We start from the raw sequence: 13,414 nt of genomic DNA, 5'->3' as shown, positions 1-13,414 counted from the left end.
GGAGGCCCGGTTCGACCCGACCGCCCCACCGCTGGTTCCCCGCCGTGGTGCGGGAGCTGGAGTCGGTGCGGTTCACCACCGGCGCGATCCGGGTGGACGACCAAAGCCACGTCGTCCTGCCCCGGATCGGGCGGGTGAAGACCCACGAGCCGACCACGGCCCTGCTCCGGCGCATCCAGGCGGGGACGGCCCGGATCCTCTCGGCCACGGTGTCGCGGGAAGGCGGCCGGTGGTTCATCAGCTTCACCTGCGAGGTGGAGCGGCAGCCGGGCTGCCCCCGGTTCCCCTGGCGGGTGGTGGGCGTGGACGCGGGGGTGCGGCACCTGGCGGTCCTTTCGACGGGCGAGGTGTGGCCGAACCCGCGGCCCCTTGAAAAAGCCCTCCAGAAGGTCGCCCGGTCCAGCCGCGCCCTGGCCCGCCGCCAGAAGGGCAGCCGGGGGTGGCAAAAGGCCCGCCGCCGGCTGGCCCGGCTCCATGCGCGGGTCCGGAATATCCGCCAGGACGCCCTTCACAAGCTGACGCACCACCTGGCGACCACCTATGGCGTGGTGGTGGTCGAACAGCTGCACGTGGCGGGCATGGTCCAGAACCGCCGGCTCGCCCGGGCGCTGGCCGATGCGGCCATGGCGGAGATCCGCCGCCAGCTCCAATACAAGTGCGCCTGGCACGGGGCGGTCCTGGTCGAAGCGCCGCGCTTCTATCCCAGTAGCAAGCGTTGCTCCCGGTGCGGCGCGATCAAGCCGTCGCTGCCGCTTTCGCAGCGTGTTTTCCGCTGTGAGGAATGCGGGCTCGTGCTGGATCGGGACGAAAACGCGGCCCGGAATCTCGCGGCCCTGGCGGCCGCCGTCGCCGGGAGTGGTCCGGAGACGGAAAACGCCCGTGGACGGGATGGAAGACCTGCCGCAAGGCAGGCGATCCCGGAGGAAGCGGGAAACCGGCACCGGCGCATCGCCGGGTAAGACCGGCACCGCCGATCCGCAAGGATCGGCTGCCTGAAACAGATGACGATGTTTCAGGTAACGGCTGATGAAGCCCACCAGTTAGGCGTAAAGGCCCCCGGCGATCCCGGCGTAGACGGCGCTCAGGGTGAAGGCCAGGGTCTTGCAAGTCACCAGGTTGATGCCCAGGGACTGGGCCAGCACGTCGCTTTCCCGCAGGACCATCAGGGCCCGCCCCGGCCGGGTGCGGAGCAGGTTGCCGGCCACGGCCATCAGCACGAAGGCGGCGCCCCAGGCCAGGTAGTACACCTGCCGATCGCCGGCCAGCTCCCGAGGACCCAAGGCGGGCCGCGGCACTAGGACCCCGGCATGGCCACCCGTCAGCGTGTCCCACTGCAGGATGATCTCCGGCACCGCCGCGCCGAAGCTGATGCTGGCCAGGGCCAGGTAATGGCCGTGGAGGCGCAGGGCCGGCAGTCCCATGACATACCTCACGGTCCCGGTGACCCCGGCGACACCCAGCAGAGCCACGGGGAAGCTGGCTCCGGCCCGGGTGGCCAGCAGGGCCGTGGCATAGTAGCCGATGGCATGAACCCCAGTGAATCCCCACCACGCTGTAGTTCTTCACCAGTACGTGTTGGCGGGCACCTGGGGAATGCCGCCGCCGGCAAAGCCCGCCGCTTCCACTCGGATCTTCACCGTGCCGGGTTCCACCACCGGTTCGGGCACGTCCGTCAGGCGCAGGACCTCCCGCGGCGGCCCCAGCCGCTCGACCTGCCAGGCAAGCACAGCCTCACCCCCAGCACCGCGGCCGTCACGGCGTCACCGGCCGGTAGAACTGGCGCTCCCTCTGCTCCAGCAGGGGCACGATGGTCTCCTGGACGATGCGGCGAAAGTGGGGCGACTGCCGGTGGGCCTCCAGCGCCGCCTCATCGCGGTACACCTCGTAGAGCAGAAACTCGTTCTCCCGCTCCACCGAGCGGTTCACCTCGTAGCGCAGGCAGCCCTCTTCCTGGCGGGAGAGGGTGATCATCTCCCGCACGGCGGCCTCGACCCGGTCCGCCATGCCGGGGCGGGTGACGTAGCGGGCCACCAGGACGATCATGCCGTCCACCTCCCGCAGGTTGTTTCCCTGCGGGCAGGGCAAGAACCTCCAGGTCCTGGGGCCAGCCGCTCGCTGCCCCCACCGTGCAGGCCCCGGCTTGCGGCGACAAGGTCGGTGGCCTGCGGCCCCAGCCCGGTTCGCCGCCGGGGCTCGGCCGCCTTCGGGGCCACCGGTCCCTGCCAGCGGCTCCTCCGGCACCCCACCAGGGCAGGCGGCACGGTCCGCGACTGCACATACTACACCTGCTATGGCCAACCGCAACCTGCTGGACCGGCTCACGCAAGAGATCCATACGGCCAGCAGCCGCCTTGGCGCGTACCTGGACGGTTGGGCCGCCGATCGGGCCGCGGCGGAACCCCTTTCCCACCGGCTCGATGAGACCACCCGCCGCCTGGCTGCGCTGCTCGGCCATGCCAGCGACCTGCACATCCGCCACCTGCGGCTGCGGGGCCAGGTCCGGGTGGCCGTGGCGGTGATCGACGGGCTGGCCGTCGACGAACTGATCCATCGCTTCGTGCTGGTCCCGCTGGGAAGCATCCCGGCCGATGTGAACACCCCGGACGAGGTGGTGCGGTGGCTCGTCCGCCGCGGGCTCCAAGGAACCCGGCTGCAGCAGGCCCGCCTCTTCGACGAGGTCGTGCGGGAGCTGCACCGCGGCAGTGCCGTGGTGCTGGTGGATTCGGTCGACCGCGCCCTCATCCTCGACTTCAGCGGCTTCGAACACCGCCTGCCCGAGGAACCGGCCACGGAGGTGGTGACCCGCGGGCCGCGCGAGGGGTTCACCGAGGTGCTCCGCACCAACCTGGCCGCCGTGCGGCGCCGCCTGGCCGATCATCGCCTGCGCGTCGAGGACTTCGAGGTCGGTCGCCTGAGCCACAGCCGGGGCGCTCTCCTCTACGTGCTCGGCCGAGCCGACCCGTTGCTGGTCCAGACCTTGCGGCGGCGGTTGGCCGCCGTGGACCTCGACACCGTGGTCGACACGAGCCAGCTCGCCTCCTTCCTCTCGGGGCGGCCCTGGTCCCCCTTCATGCAGTACCGCAGCACCGAACGTCCGGACGTGTGCACCGCCGCCCTCGCCGAGGGCCGGGTGGTCCTGATGCTGGACGGCACGCCCTTTGCGCTGATCGTCCCGGCGACCTTCTGGGACCTCCTGCAGAGCCCGGAAGACTACTACCTGCGCTGGCCCTTCGGCACGGCCATGCGACTGCTGCGCCTGTTCGCCGTGCTGGTCAGCGTCAGCGGCCTGGCGCTGTACGTGGCCATCGTCAACTACCACCACGAGCTGATCCCGACCAACCTGCTGGTCACGATCCTCACCAGCCGCGCCGCCGTACCCTATCCCACGGTGGTCGAGGCGATCATCCTGAACGTCGGCTTCGACCTCCTGCGGGAGGCGGGCGCCCGCATGCCCCGCGGCATCGGCGGTGCGCTCTCCGTGGTGGGCGCCCTGGTGGTGGGGGAGGCCATGGTGCGGGGCGGACTGGCCAGCGCCCCGATGGTGGTGCTGGCCGCGACGACGGCCGTCGCCACCCTCTCGCTCCCGACCTTTGCCGTGACGGTCCCCTTCAGGCTGATTTCCTACGCGTTGTTGCTCCTGGGCAGCGCCCTGGGGCTGTTCGGCATCGCCGTCGGGGTGACCGCCGTGGTCGGGCACCTGAGCTCCCTGGAGTCGGTGGGCAGGCCCTTCCTCGCCCCGCTGGCACCGTGGCGCGGCGAGGCGCTGCTGGAAGACGCCCTGGTGCGCCTGCCCTGGAGGCGGCACCGCAAGCAGGTCCCCTTCGTCCCCGTGGAGCGGAGCGCCGGGCGGGCGGCGGAGCCCGGGCCATGAGGTCGCAGCGGGTCGAAGCCCTGCAGGTCGCCATCAACGCCACCATCGCGGTGACCACGGGGGCGCTGCTGTACCTGCCGCGGCCCGTGGTGGTGAAGGCGGGACGGGACGGCTGGATGGCGGTGGGCGTGGCGGCGATGCTCGGGATGGTCCTGGCCTGGTGCTGGTGGGCCCTGTACTTCCGGCCGGAGCGGGCGCCGGGCGAGCGGACGGCCGGGGACCGGCCCGGCTGGGGCGACCGCCTGCTCGCGGCGGGCTTTGCCGGGTATGTCACGTACCTGGCGGTGGTCCTCGTCGCCCAGGTCACCACCGTGTTCGCCACCGTGCTGCCTGAGATGCCGGTGGCGGTGTTCGCCGCCGGGACGGCGCTGACGGGTTGGGTCCTGGCAGCCTACGGCCTGGAGGCGGTCTACCGCAGCGGCCAGGTGCTCTTCCCCCTGATGGTGGGCGCCAGCGTGCTCAACCTTGCCGTCGTGCTGGCGGGGAACGTGGACATGCGCGAGCTGACGCCGGTCCTGGAAACGGGTGTGGGTCCGGTGGCGACCGCCCTGCCGGTCGCCTTCGCCTTTTCCGGCGCGTCGGCCGTGGTGCTGGCGGCCGGCGGCCGGTTGCGGGACCCCGGACGACTGCGCTGGGCCCTGCCCCTGGCCGTGGCCCTGTCGGGCCTGCTGCTGGTCGCCTACACCGCGGCCGCCGTCGCAGTGCTCGGCGTGTCCGAGGTGGCGCGGTCGACTTTCCCGGTGCTCAGCCTGATCCGTCAGGTCCGCGCCAGCCTGTTCCTCCAGCGCCTTGAGATCCTCACGCTGTTCGCGTGGCTGACGGGGACGTTCGTCCATCTGGGTCTCTTGCTGACCGCGGCCGCTACGGCGGTGGCCCGGGCCCTCCCCGGGAAGCCGCGATGGCAGGGCGTGGTGACGGCCGTGATTGGCGCCGGGGCCGGGTGGGTGGGCGTCGTGGGGTTCACCAGCGGCCCGGTGCTTCTTCACCACGTGGAGAGGGTCTTCCCGGAGGTGTCCATGGCGGGGACGGCCTTCCTGCTGGCCGGCGGGTGGATGAGCCTCAAGGCACGCCGGTCCGGCCGGCCGCGACCGCCGACGCCCCGGACCGCGTCCCCCAGGACGAACGGGGGAGAGGAGCCACCACGCGAGGGACCGGAAGGGGGGCGTACCGGCCTGCGCCGCGTCCCTGGTTCGGACCTCGGAGGCCGCCTCCCTGGTCCGGATCCTGGTGAAAGGCTTCCGTCATCCCAGGTGAGCGGATCCGGTACGTCTGCGAAAGCGGGTCCCTCCGGCTCTGAGGTCCGGGGCGCCGCGGCCAGGTCGCGGCGGGCGGCAGCCCTGGCGATGCTCGCCCTCTGCGCCGGCCTCTTCCTTGGCGGCTGCTACGGCCGCATCGAACCCGAGCAGGCCGCCGTGGTGACGGTGCTGGGCCTCGATCGAACCCGCAGCGACCGCCTGCTGCTCACCGTGGAGATCGTCGGCGCCCCCACCACCGGTCCCAGGGAACAACCGGGCAGCGTCGTCCACCGGCTGCTCCAGGCCGAAGGCCAGTCGCTCCTCGACGCGCAGCGCCAGCTGGAGCTGGCCGCAGGGCGGGAGATGCTGTGGAGCCACGTCAACGTGGTGCTGGTGGGGCGGGACCTGGCGCGATCGGGCCTCGAGCCCGTCCTCGACACCCTGTCCCGGCGCTACACCTTTCGTCGTAACGCCTTCCTGTTCGTCACCGACAGCCCCGCCGGCCGGTTCCTCCACCGCCTCCAGCCCGCCTTCGGCGCCCCGCGCTTCGTCGCCTTCCAGCGGATGATGCTTCGTCCCTCCGCCCGTCTCGGCCCACCCATCGATCTGAACGCCTTCCTGCGCACCGTGGGCCACGGGGGTGAGGATCCGGCGGTGCCCGTGGTGGATCTCGCCGCGTCGACGCCGACCGAGCCCATGGTGCGGCGCGTGGCCCTGTTCCGCGGCCTGCGCCTGGTCGCCCTGGCGGACGAACCGGCCACCCGGGGCCTGTACTGGCTGACCGGCCAGCAAGAGGTGGACCGGCTGGTGTGGCCCTGCCCCGGCGATCCGCCGGACCGCGGGTTCGGGGTCACCGCCGTGCGCAGCAGCAGCCGGCGGAGTGTCCGCTGGACGCCCGCCGGGCCGGCGGCCTCCGTGCGGGTGCGGATCGAAGCGGACGTCGAAGAGTGGCGGTGTACGGAGCCCCTGACGACGTCCGTGCTGCCGCGGGCCCAGGCGGCGGCGGCACGCGCCGTGGGACGCGACGTGGCGGCGCTGCTGCAGCTGGCCCGCCGGGAGGGGATCGACCCCGTGGGGTTCGGCCTGGAGTTGCATCGCCGCGATCCGGCCGCGTGGCGGGGCGTCGCCCCGCAGTGGCGCCGGCGCGTCGCGAGCCTGCCGGTCTCGGTGCAGGTGGACGTCCACCTGCGCCGCACCGGCTTGACGATGGGCGCCCCGTGAGACCAGATCCGGCCCCGGACAGCGCGGGCAGGAATCCACTGCCAGGGAACGTATATGGCGAACATGGCCGGCGACGGGGCGGCATGTTCTGCCCTGACCGGCGCAGTCCGCTCTGGAGAACGGGGGACCCGAGCCGTGGGTTTCAAGGAATACGACCGGTACGACGGTCTCGGCCTGGCCGAACTCATCCGCTCGCGGCAGGTCAAGGCGGTCGAGGTGGTCGAGGCGGCCATCGAGCGCGTGGAGGTGCTCAACCCCCGGCTCAATGCCGTGGTCGTCCCCCTGTTCGACCAGGCCCTGGAACAGGCCCGGGCCCTGGATGAGGGCACGCCCGGCGGGGCCGCTGGCGCTTCCGGCGCCGGCGCCCCTGGCCCCTTCACCGGCGTCCCCTTCCTGGTCAAGGACCTGGGCGAGGCCCTGGCCGGGGTGCCCCTGACCCACGGCTCCCGGGCGTATGCCGGGTTCGTCCCGGATCACGACGCCGAGACGGTCCGGCGCTACAAGGCCGCCGGGCTCGTCATCCTGGGCAAGACCAACACGCCCGAACTGGGCCTTGTGGCCTTTACCGAGCCCGAACTGTACGGCCCGTGCCGGAACCCTTGGGACCCCTCCCGGACCCCTGGCGGGTCCAGCGGGGGCTCCGCGGCGGCGGTGGCGGCCGGCATGGTCCCCCTGGCCTCGGGGGGCGACGGCGGGGGCTCGCTGCGCATCCCGGCCTCCCACTGCGGCCTCTTCGGCCTCAAGGCGAGCCGGGGGCGGACCCCCACGGGGCCCGACTTCGGCCAGATGTGGCACGGCGCCGCGGTGTACGGGGTCCTCACCCGGTCGGTCCGGGACAGCGCCGCCATCTTGGACCTGCTGGCCCCGCCCGAGCCCGGGGCGCCTTACGTCATCGCCCCGCCCCGCCGATCCTATCTGGACGAACTCGGCCAGGACCCCGAGCCGCTGCGCATCGCCGTAGACACCCGCTCCCCCATCGACCGGCCGGTAGATCCCGAGTGCGTCAAGGCGGTGGAGGGGGCGGCCCGCCTGTTGGAGGAACTCGGCCACCACGTGGTGGAGGCCCGGCCGGAGATCGACGGGCTTGCCCTGGCCCGCAGCTACCTCACCATGTACTGCGGCACGGTGGCGGCCGAGGTCCGGCGGGTGCGGGAACTCCGCGGACCCGAGGCGGTGAAGCGCCTTGAGCCGGCCACCCGGATGCTGGGGATCCTCGGGGAGACGGTCAGCGCCGGCGAGTTCAGCCAGGCCCTGGAGCAGTGGGACCAGGCCGCCCGGGCCCTGGGCCGGTTCTTCCAGCAGTGGGACCTCTACATGACGCCGACGGTCGCCCGGCCGCCGGTGGCCGTCGGGGAGCTGAAGCCCTCTCCGGCCCAAGAGCGTTTGATGAACCTGCTCAACGCCCTGGGCATCCTGGGCTCGGGGCGGGTGTACCGGGCGGCGGGGATCCTCGAGCAGGTGGCCCTGGAGAACCTGGCGGCCACGCCCTTCACCCAGCTGGCCAACCTGGCCGGGGTGCCCGCCATGTCCGTGCCTCTTCACTGGACGCCGGAGGGCCTGCCCATCGGGATCCAGTTCGTCGCCCCCTTCGGCGCGGAAGACCGGCTCTTCCGCCTGGCGGGGCAGCTGGAGCGGGCGGCGCCGTGGTTCGAGCGGCGGCCGCGGCTACCGTGATCCCGCGGGCCGTCCGGTGGGGTCGGACGCAGAACCCCGGGGGTCCGACAGCGGGCGCCCCACGTTGCCTGTATTGATGCGTTCCGCACCCACCAGGACCAGGCATGCCACCAGGGGCAGCAGGAAGATCAGCCGCAACGGCGACAGCAGGAAGGGCACTGCCAGGATCGCCGTGCCGGTCGCGAAGGCCAGGTCGTAGCCGAGGAGCCCGGCGGCACTGGCGCCGCGCTTCACCCTGCGCGCGACCAGCGGCGCCCAACTCAGCAAGAGCAGCACCAGCAGGGATCCGAGCAAGATGATCCCGGTGGGATGGAGTTGGGCCCCCTGCAGGTGATGGGGCAACCAGAACAGGGCGCCGTAGAGCACCGCCGTCGAACCCACCGTGCCCACCAGGGACGCCAGCGTCGCCGTGGTCCGGTGCACCGTCCCCCACCCCCTCCATCGTGTCAGTAGGTTCAGTAGGCGGCTGCCATCCCGTACATCAGGAGCAGGACAAAGACCGCAAGGTAGACGGGCGCCACCACCACCGTGGCGAGATCTGGCCGACCCCGCTGCATCGCCACCCCCGCACCCACCAACAGCAGCGGCCCCAGGGCACCGAGGGTGGCCAGCGCCGCCGACAGGCCGAGCAGGTAATAGCACGGCCCCAACGCGCAGATCCCCGCCGCGTACAGCCATCCCGGCCGTCGCCGCACCAGGCCGAGGACCGATGTCACCACCACCGCGACCAGGGCACCGAGGCCCACCGTCAACTGTAAGGCGACCTGGTGAGGGTCGAAGGGCATGGATCGCGCCTCCCGTTTGCCAACCCTCTCTCGTCCCGAGGAAGGGGCGGCCTCCCGCCGCCTCTTCCGGAACATACATCGTTACCTTGTTACCTTGCCACCGGTGCACGCGCCGCTTGGGGACGGCGGATCAGCGCTTCGTCGCGGGCCAATTCCCGCCGCCCGTCCCTTCGACGTTAGGGCAGGTGGTTCCCGCCCAGAGGCACCGTTTCCGGCCTGAGGGGAGACGAACCGGTGTCTGGAGGCCAGTCGGCCTTGTGAAGGAGAAGGAACGGGGCGGAAACCCGGCGTATTAAGTTAGTTAGTAATCACTCACGAATAGCATCCCGTCGCCCGGCGATGGTTCGTACCGACCCCCGGGTCTTCGGACGTCGCAGACGAGGAGGTGAACCCGCGATCTGCCCGCGACGAGCGACGACGAAGCGGTCCGAGCAGATCCTCCGTACGGCCACGGCCGTGTTCGCCCGGTCCAACTACCGGTCGAGCACCACGGCGGAGATCGCGGCCGAGGCCGGCGTCTCGGAGCCGCTCATCTACCGTTATTACCCGTCGAAGAAGCAGCTGTTCCTGGCGGTGCTGGACGACGTCACCCGGCGGATCCTGCAGCGCTGGGAGACCGTCCGCCGCTCCGAGCCGTCGAGCCTGGCCTGCCTTCGGCGGATCGGCCAGGACTACCTGGATCTCGTCGACCGGAACAGCGAGGACCTGAAGGTCTTCTTCAAGGCCGTCTCCGAGGACAGCGACCCGGAGATCCGCCGGTTCCTGGCCGAAAGCTACCGCAAGTATGCCCGGTATCTCGAGGAGGTCGCCCGGGAGGGACAGGAGCGGGGGGAGATTCGCCGCGATGTCCCGGCCCGCGCCATCGCCTGGCAGATGATGAGCCTGGGCGCCGCCTTCAACCTGTTCGCCGTGCTGGAGCTGTCGGAATGGACGAGGGCGGACCGGGAGGCCCAACTGCTGGCGTTCCTCGAGCGAATCGGCAGGGCAAACCCGGCCACCGGAGCACCGAGCAGCATGCACGCTGGGGTGGATGCGCCCGAGGATGGGCTCGCGGGTTCGCCCGCCGGGTCACCCGCAGGCGCGTCGGACCGCTCGGCGACCGGCTCGGCCGTGAGCCCGGGCGACGCTGGGGCGGCCCGGCCGGCCGCCCGGCCGGATCGGTAGGAGGAGAAAGCGTGAGATACCAGTCCTATGCCTACGGGCAGAACCACTGGGAGGTCGACCCGGACCTGCGCCACGTGCTGGCACACTACTGGCCGGCCTTCACCGCCCACGAGGCCCAGCTGCGCCGTTTCGGCGCCCTGTCCGGCAAGGAGGTCTACGAAGTCGCCTACCACGTGGACCATGACGCCCCGCCGGTGCTGGTCATGCACGACCTGGACGGCCACCGGGTGGACCGGGTGCGCCTCTCGCCCGCCCAGGAGGCGCTGCTCCGGGAGCTTGCCCCGATGAACCGTCCCCCCTATGAGGGCGGGAGCTGGCACCACCAGTACGCCTTGGGCTACCTGGTCGCCGATCCCGGGATCTACTGCATCCTGACCATCACCAACCAGACGGCCTACATCATCCACAAGTATGCCGCGGAGTTCGGCGAGTGGAAGGACAAGCTCCTCCGCGGCGAGTTCTGGGGCGCCACCTGGATGACCGAGGTCCAGGGCGGCAGCGACCTGGGCGCCAACACCCTCCAGGCCACCCGCAATGGCGACGCCTGGCGCCTCGACGGGGAGAAGTACTTCTGCAGCGGTGCCGGTCTGACCGACGTGGCCGTCGTCACCGCCCGGCCCCAGGGCGCACCCGCTGGGCCCAAGGGATTGGCCCTGTTCCTGGTTCCTCGGATGAACCGGGCCGGCGCGCTGAACTACCACGTGCGCCGGCTCAAGGACAAGAGCGCCACCCGGGCCGTCCCCTCGGGTGAGGTGGATTTCCGCGGCAGCGAGGCCTTCCTGGTGGGCGAGGCAGAGCAGGGGATCTACTACACCCTCGAGGTGCTCACCGTCTCCCGGCTGGCCAACGCCATCGCCGGCATGGGCATCGCCCGCAAGGCCCACCTGGAGGTGCTGGAGCGGGTGCGGCGCCGCCGGTCCTTCGGCCGCCCCCTCGTCGATCACCCGCTGATCCGCCGGGACCTGACCGACATGGCCGTACGCATCGCCGGCGGCCTGATGCTGGGCTTCCACGCCGCCGACCTCTTCGAGAAGGCGTGGGACGAGTTGCCGCCCTACACGGCCCGCTACCACTACGCTCGGTTCCTCTCCCACCTGGCCAAGAACCGCACCGCCGACCACGCCGCCGAGGTGACGCGGCTCGCCATGGAGCTCTTCGGCGGGCTCGGGTTCCTGGAGGAGTACGCCGTAGCCCGCTGGCACCGCGAGGCTCTGATCACGCCCATTTGGGAGGGGCCCAGCAACATCCAGGCCCTGGACCTGCTGGAGGCCATGCACAAGAAGCGGGCCCACGAGGCCTTCCTGGCTGAGTTCATCCCGATGCTGGAGAAGGCCGGCACGGCCGAGGCCCGGACCGCCCGGGAGGTCATCGAGGCCACCCTTGCCCGGCTGGCCGGCAGCAAGCCCGAGGAGGCCCAGTGGTACGCCAAGGATGCCACGGCCCGCTTGGCCGACGCCGCCCAGGTGGGCCTGCTGTACAAGCTGGCCGAGACCGCGGGCGAGCGCTATGCCCAGCTGGCAGCCCTGTATGCCCGCCGGTTCCTCCTGGGCGAGGAGTACCCGGCCTGGGCACTGGAGAAGCCGGAGGTGTGGTCCGCTTAGGCGCGGGCAGCCCCCTGGGCCGGGCCCCGGGGGCCGGCCCAGGCCTGTGAGCAGGCGTGGGGGACGGGGGTGCGGGAACCGCACGCGACGTGCGATCCGGCTACCACACATCCCAATGCCGAGGGGATACAACGAGAGGAACCCTATACGGGCCCGCCCGCCGGCCGGGCCCGCGTACGATCACTGACCACGTAGAGAGGGGGAGCGCACGGTGCGCGAGCTGGTCGTCCACGAGGTGTTGCAGAGCGCGCTGCATAACGGGCTGAAGAGCGAGATCGTCTACGGGGGGCAGCGGTTCACCTACGAGCAGTTCTACGAGCGGGTGCTGCGGCTGGCCCAGAGCCTGAAGAAGCAGGGCGTGGGCCGGGGCACCGTGCTGGGGGTCATGGACGTCAACAGCCACCGGTACCTCGAGCTGCACTACGCCAGCTCCATGCTGGGGGTCGTGTTGCACACCATCAACTTCCGCCTGCCGCCTGACGACCTCCTCTATAGCCTCCAGCACGCCGGCGTCGAGTGGATGTTCGTATGGGAGGGGTTCCGGCAGCCGCTGGCCAAGGCGCGGCCGCTCTTCCGGAACTGGGTGTGGCTGACCGACGGCGACGAATCACCCGAGCCGGGCACGCCCACCCATGAGGACCTGGTTCAGGAGGGCCGGGCCGAAGTGCCGGACGAGGCGGCGCGGGTCCGCGAGACCGATCCGTATTCCATCTTCTACACCACCGGCACTACCGGCCGGCCCAAGGGGATGCTCTACCGGCACCGGGACATGCTGCTGGCGTCACTGGGCATCCTGCACCATCTGGCCACCCATCCCACCGGAGCGGCAGCCGGCAGCCGCGACGTGTACATGCCGTGCATCCCCTTCTTCCACATCCACGGCTGGGGTACCGCCCTGTTCGTCCCCTACCTGGGCGCCAAGCTGGTGCTGCCCGGTAAAGCTACTCCCGCCGAGCAGTTGCGCCTGATCCTGGACGAAGGGGTCACCTGGTCCAACATGGTGCCGACCCAGCTCCACATGCTGCTGGAGGCGGCCGACCAGGCCGGCGTGGCCGAGCTCAAGGGGTATAAGATCCTCACCGGGGGAAGCCCGGTGCCTTCGGGCCTGGCGCGGCGGGCCCGGGAGCGGGGCATCGCCTACAGCGTGATCTACGGCGGCTCCGACCAGCTGGCGGCCACCATCTCGGTGGTGCCCAGGGGCGTCGAGCCGGGCACGCCCGAGGCCTGGGAGGCGCTGCGGACGAACATGCTGCCGCTGGCCATGGTGGAGGTCCGGCTGGAGGACGAGAACGGCAACCCCGTGCCCGCCGACGGGAAGAGCATCGGCGAGGTACTGGTGCGGTCGCCCTGGCTGCCGGACGGCTATTACAAGGATCCCGATCGGAGCCGCGGGGTCTATGAGGACGGGTGGTTCCGCAGCGGCGACCTGGGCGTGATGAACCCCGACGGTACCCTGTACGTGGTGGATCGGAAGAAGGACGCCGTGAAGAGCGGCGGCGAGTGGATCGCCACCGGCGTGCTGGAGGCGCTGATCTCGGAGCATCCCGACGTGGCCGCCGTGGCCGTCATCGCCCAGCCCGACGAGCGCTGGGGCGAGCGGCCGCTGGCGGTGGTGCAGCCCCGTGGGGGCCTGGCGGGCGAAGAGGCTCGAGCGGGCCTGGAAGAGTCCCTCAGGGCTCACCTCGCCGCGGCGGTGGAACAAGGGCGACTCGCCCGCTTTTGGATCCCCGATCGCTTCCTCTTCGTCGAGCAACTGCCCCTGACCAGCGCCGGCAAGATCAACAAGGTGGCGCTGCGGCGGGAGCTGGTGGCGCGGTAGGCTGCCGCTAGAAGGGTGAAGAAACGCCACAGAGGATCGCGAGG

11 protein-coding genes and 1 pseudogene are annotated in these 13,414 nt (G+C 71.4%); 7 read left to right on the top strand and 5 right to left on the bottom strand.

What is annotated here, in order from left to right; all coding sequences use genetic code 11:
- The first annotated feature begins 44 nt into the window (after positions 1 to 44).
- Entirely contained in the window at positions 45 to 959 is a 915-nt protein-coding gene (locus THESUDRAFT_RS03355) for a transposase (protein ID WP_242823223.1), read from the top strand.
- A gap of 81 nt (positions 960 to 1,040) precedes the next feature.
- Here the strand turns inward: THESUDRAFT_RS03355 and THESUDRAFT_RS03350 are convergent.
- The 3 genes and pseudogenes from THESUDRAFT_RS03350 to THESUDRAFT_RS03345 form a co-directional block, all read right to left on the bottom strand.
- Positions 1,041 to 1,532: pseudogene (locus tag THESUDRAFT_RS03350) on the bottom strand (branched-chain amino acid ABC transporter permease); the annotation flags it as partial.
- A 30-nt stretch (positions 1,533 to 1,562) separates the two neighbouring features.
- Positions 1,563 to 1,727: a hypothetical protein gene (locus THESUDRAFT_RS13250; RefSeq protein ID WP_006903308.1), complete on the bottom strand. Its 165-nt coding sequence runs from the start codon at positions 1,725 to 1,727 to the stop codon at positions 1,563 to 1,565.
- A gap of 25 nt (positions 1,728 to 1,752) precedes the next feature.
- Positions 1,753 to 2,043 carry a putative quinol monooxygenase gene (locus tag THESUDRAFT_RS03345; RefSeq protein WP_006903307.1) on the bottom strand — a complete coding sequence of 97 codons (291 nt, stop codon included), beginning with the start codon at positions 2,041 to 2,043 and terminating at the stop codon, positions 1,753 to 1,755.
- Positions 2,044 to 2,290: 247 nt separating this feature from the next.
- Between THESUDRAFT_RS03345 and THESUDRAFT_RS03340 the strand changes: the two genes are divergently transcribed.
- The 3 genes from THESUDRAFT_RS03340 (at position 2,291) to THESUDRAFT_RS03330 (ending at position 8,001) form a co-directional block, all read left to right on the top strand.
- On the top strand, positions 2,291 to 3,871 hold the full coding sequence (locus THESUDRAFT_RS03340) for a spore germination protein (protein ID WP_006903306.1): 1,581 nt from the start codon (positions 2,291 to 2,293) through the stop codon (positions 3,869 to 3,871).
- Positions 3,868 to 6,327 (top strand): Ger(x)C family spore germination protein, encoded by a 2,460-nt coding sequence (locus THESUDRAFT_RS03335; RefSeq protein WP_006903305.1) that lies wholly within the window; start codon positions 3,868 to 3,870, stop codon positions 6,325 to 6,327. The genes THESUDRAFT_RS03340 and THESUDRAFT_RS03335 overlap by 4 nt, the downstream gene beginning before the upstream one ends.
- 135 nt (positions 6,328 to 6,462) lie before the next feature.
- Positions 6,463 to 8,001 carry an amidase gene (locus tag THESUDRAFT_RS03330; RefSeq protein WP_006903304.1) on the top strand — a complete coding sequence of 513 codons (1,539 nt, stop codon included), beginning with the start codon at positions 6,463 to 6,465 and terminating at the stop codon, positions 7,999 to 8,001.
- Here THESUDRAFT_RS03330 and THESUDRAFT_RS03325 read toward each other — a convergent pair.
- Positions 7,993 to 8,424 carry a hypothetical protein gene (locus THESUDRAFT_RS03325; RefSeq protein ID WP_006903303.1) on the bottom strand — a complete coding sequence of 144 codons (432 nt, stop codon included), beginning with the start codon at positions 8,422 to 8,424 and terminating at the stop codon, positions 7,993 to 7,995. The two genes, THESUDRAFT_RS03330 and THESUDRAFT_RS03325, sit on opposite strands and share 9 nt — an antisense overlap.
- 32 nt (positions 8,425 to 8,456) lie before the next feature.
- Positions 8,457 to 8,786, bottom strand: coding sequence for a hypothetical protein (locus tag THESUDRAFT_RS03320; RefSeq protein WP_006903302.1), 330 nt, complete (start codon positions 8,784 to 8,786; stop codon positions 8,457 to 8,459).
- Between the two features lie 339 nt (positions 8,787 to 9,125).
- Between THESUDRAFT_RS03320 and THESUDRAFT_RS03315 the strand changes: the two genes are divergently transcribed.
- The 3 genes from THESUDRAFT_RS03315 to THESUDRAFT_RS03305 all read left to right on the top strand — a co-directional run bounded on the left by THESUDRAFT_RS03315 (position 9,126) and on the right by THESUDRAFT_RS03305 (position 13,370).
- On the top strand, positions 9,126 to 9,950 hold the full coding sequence (locus THESUDRAFT_RS03315) for a TetR/AcrR family transcriptional regulator (protein ID WP_006903301.1): 825 nt from the start codon (positions 9,126 to 9,128) through the stop codon (positions 9,948 to 9,950).
- An 11-nt stretch (positions 9,951 to 9,961) separates the two neighbouring features.
- Positions 9,962 to 11,551, top strand: a complete 1,590-nt coding sequence (locus THESUDRAFT_RS03310; RefSeq protein ID WP_006903300.1) for an acyl-CoA dehydrogenase family protein — start codon at positions 9,962 to 9,964, stop codon at positions 11,549 to 11,551.
- A gap of 211 nt (positions 11,552 to 11,762) precedes the next feature.
- Positions 11,763 to 13,370, top strand: a complete 1,608-nt coding sequence (locus tag THESUDRAFT_RS03305; protein WP_006903299.1) for an AMP-binding protein — start codon at positions 11,763 to 11,765, stop codon at positions 13,368 to 13,370.
- Positions 13,371 to 13,414: the final 44 nt, after the last annotated feature.

Origin of the sequence: Thermaerobacter subterraneus DSM 13965 (assembly GCF_000183545.2) — a bacterium.
GTDB lineage: Bacteria > Bacillota > Sulfobacillia > Thermaerobacterales > Thermaerobacteraceae > Thermaerobacter > Thermaerobacter subterraneus.
This window is presented reverse-complemented; position numbering and strand designations above follow the sequence as displayed.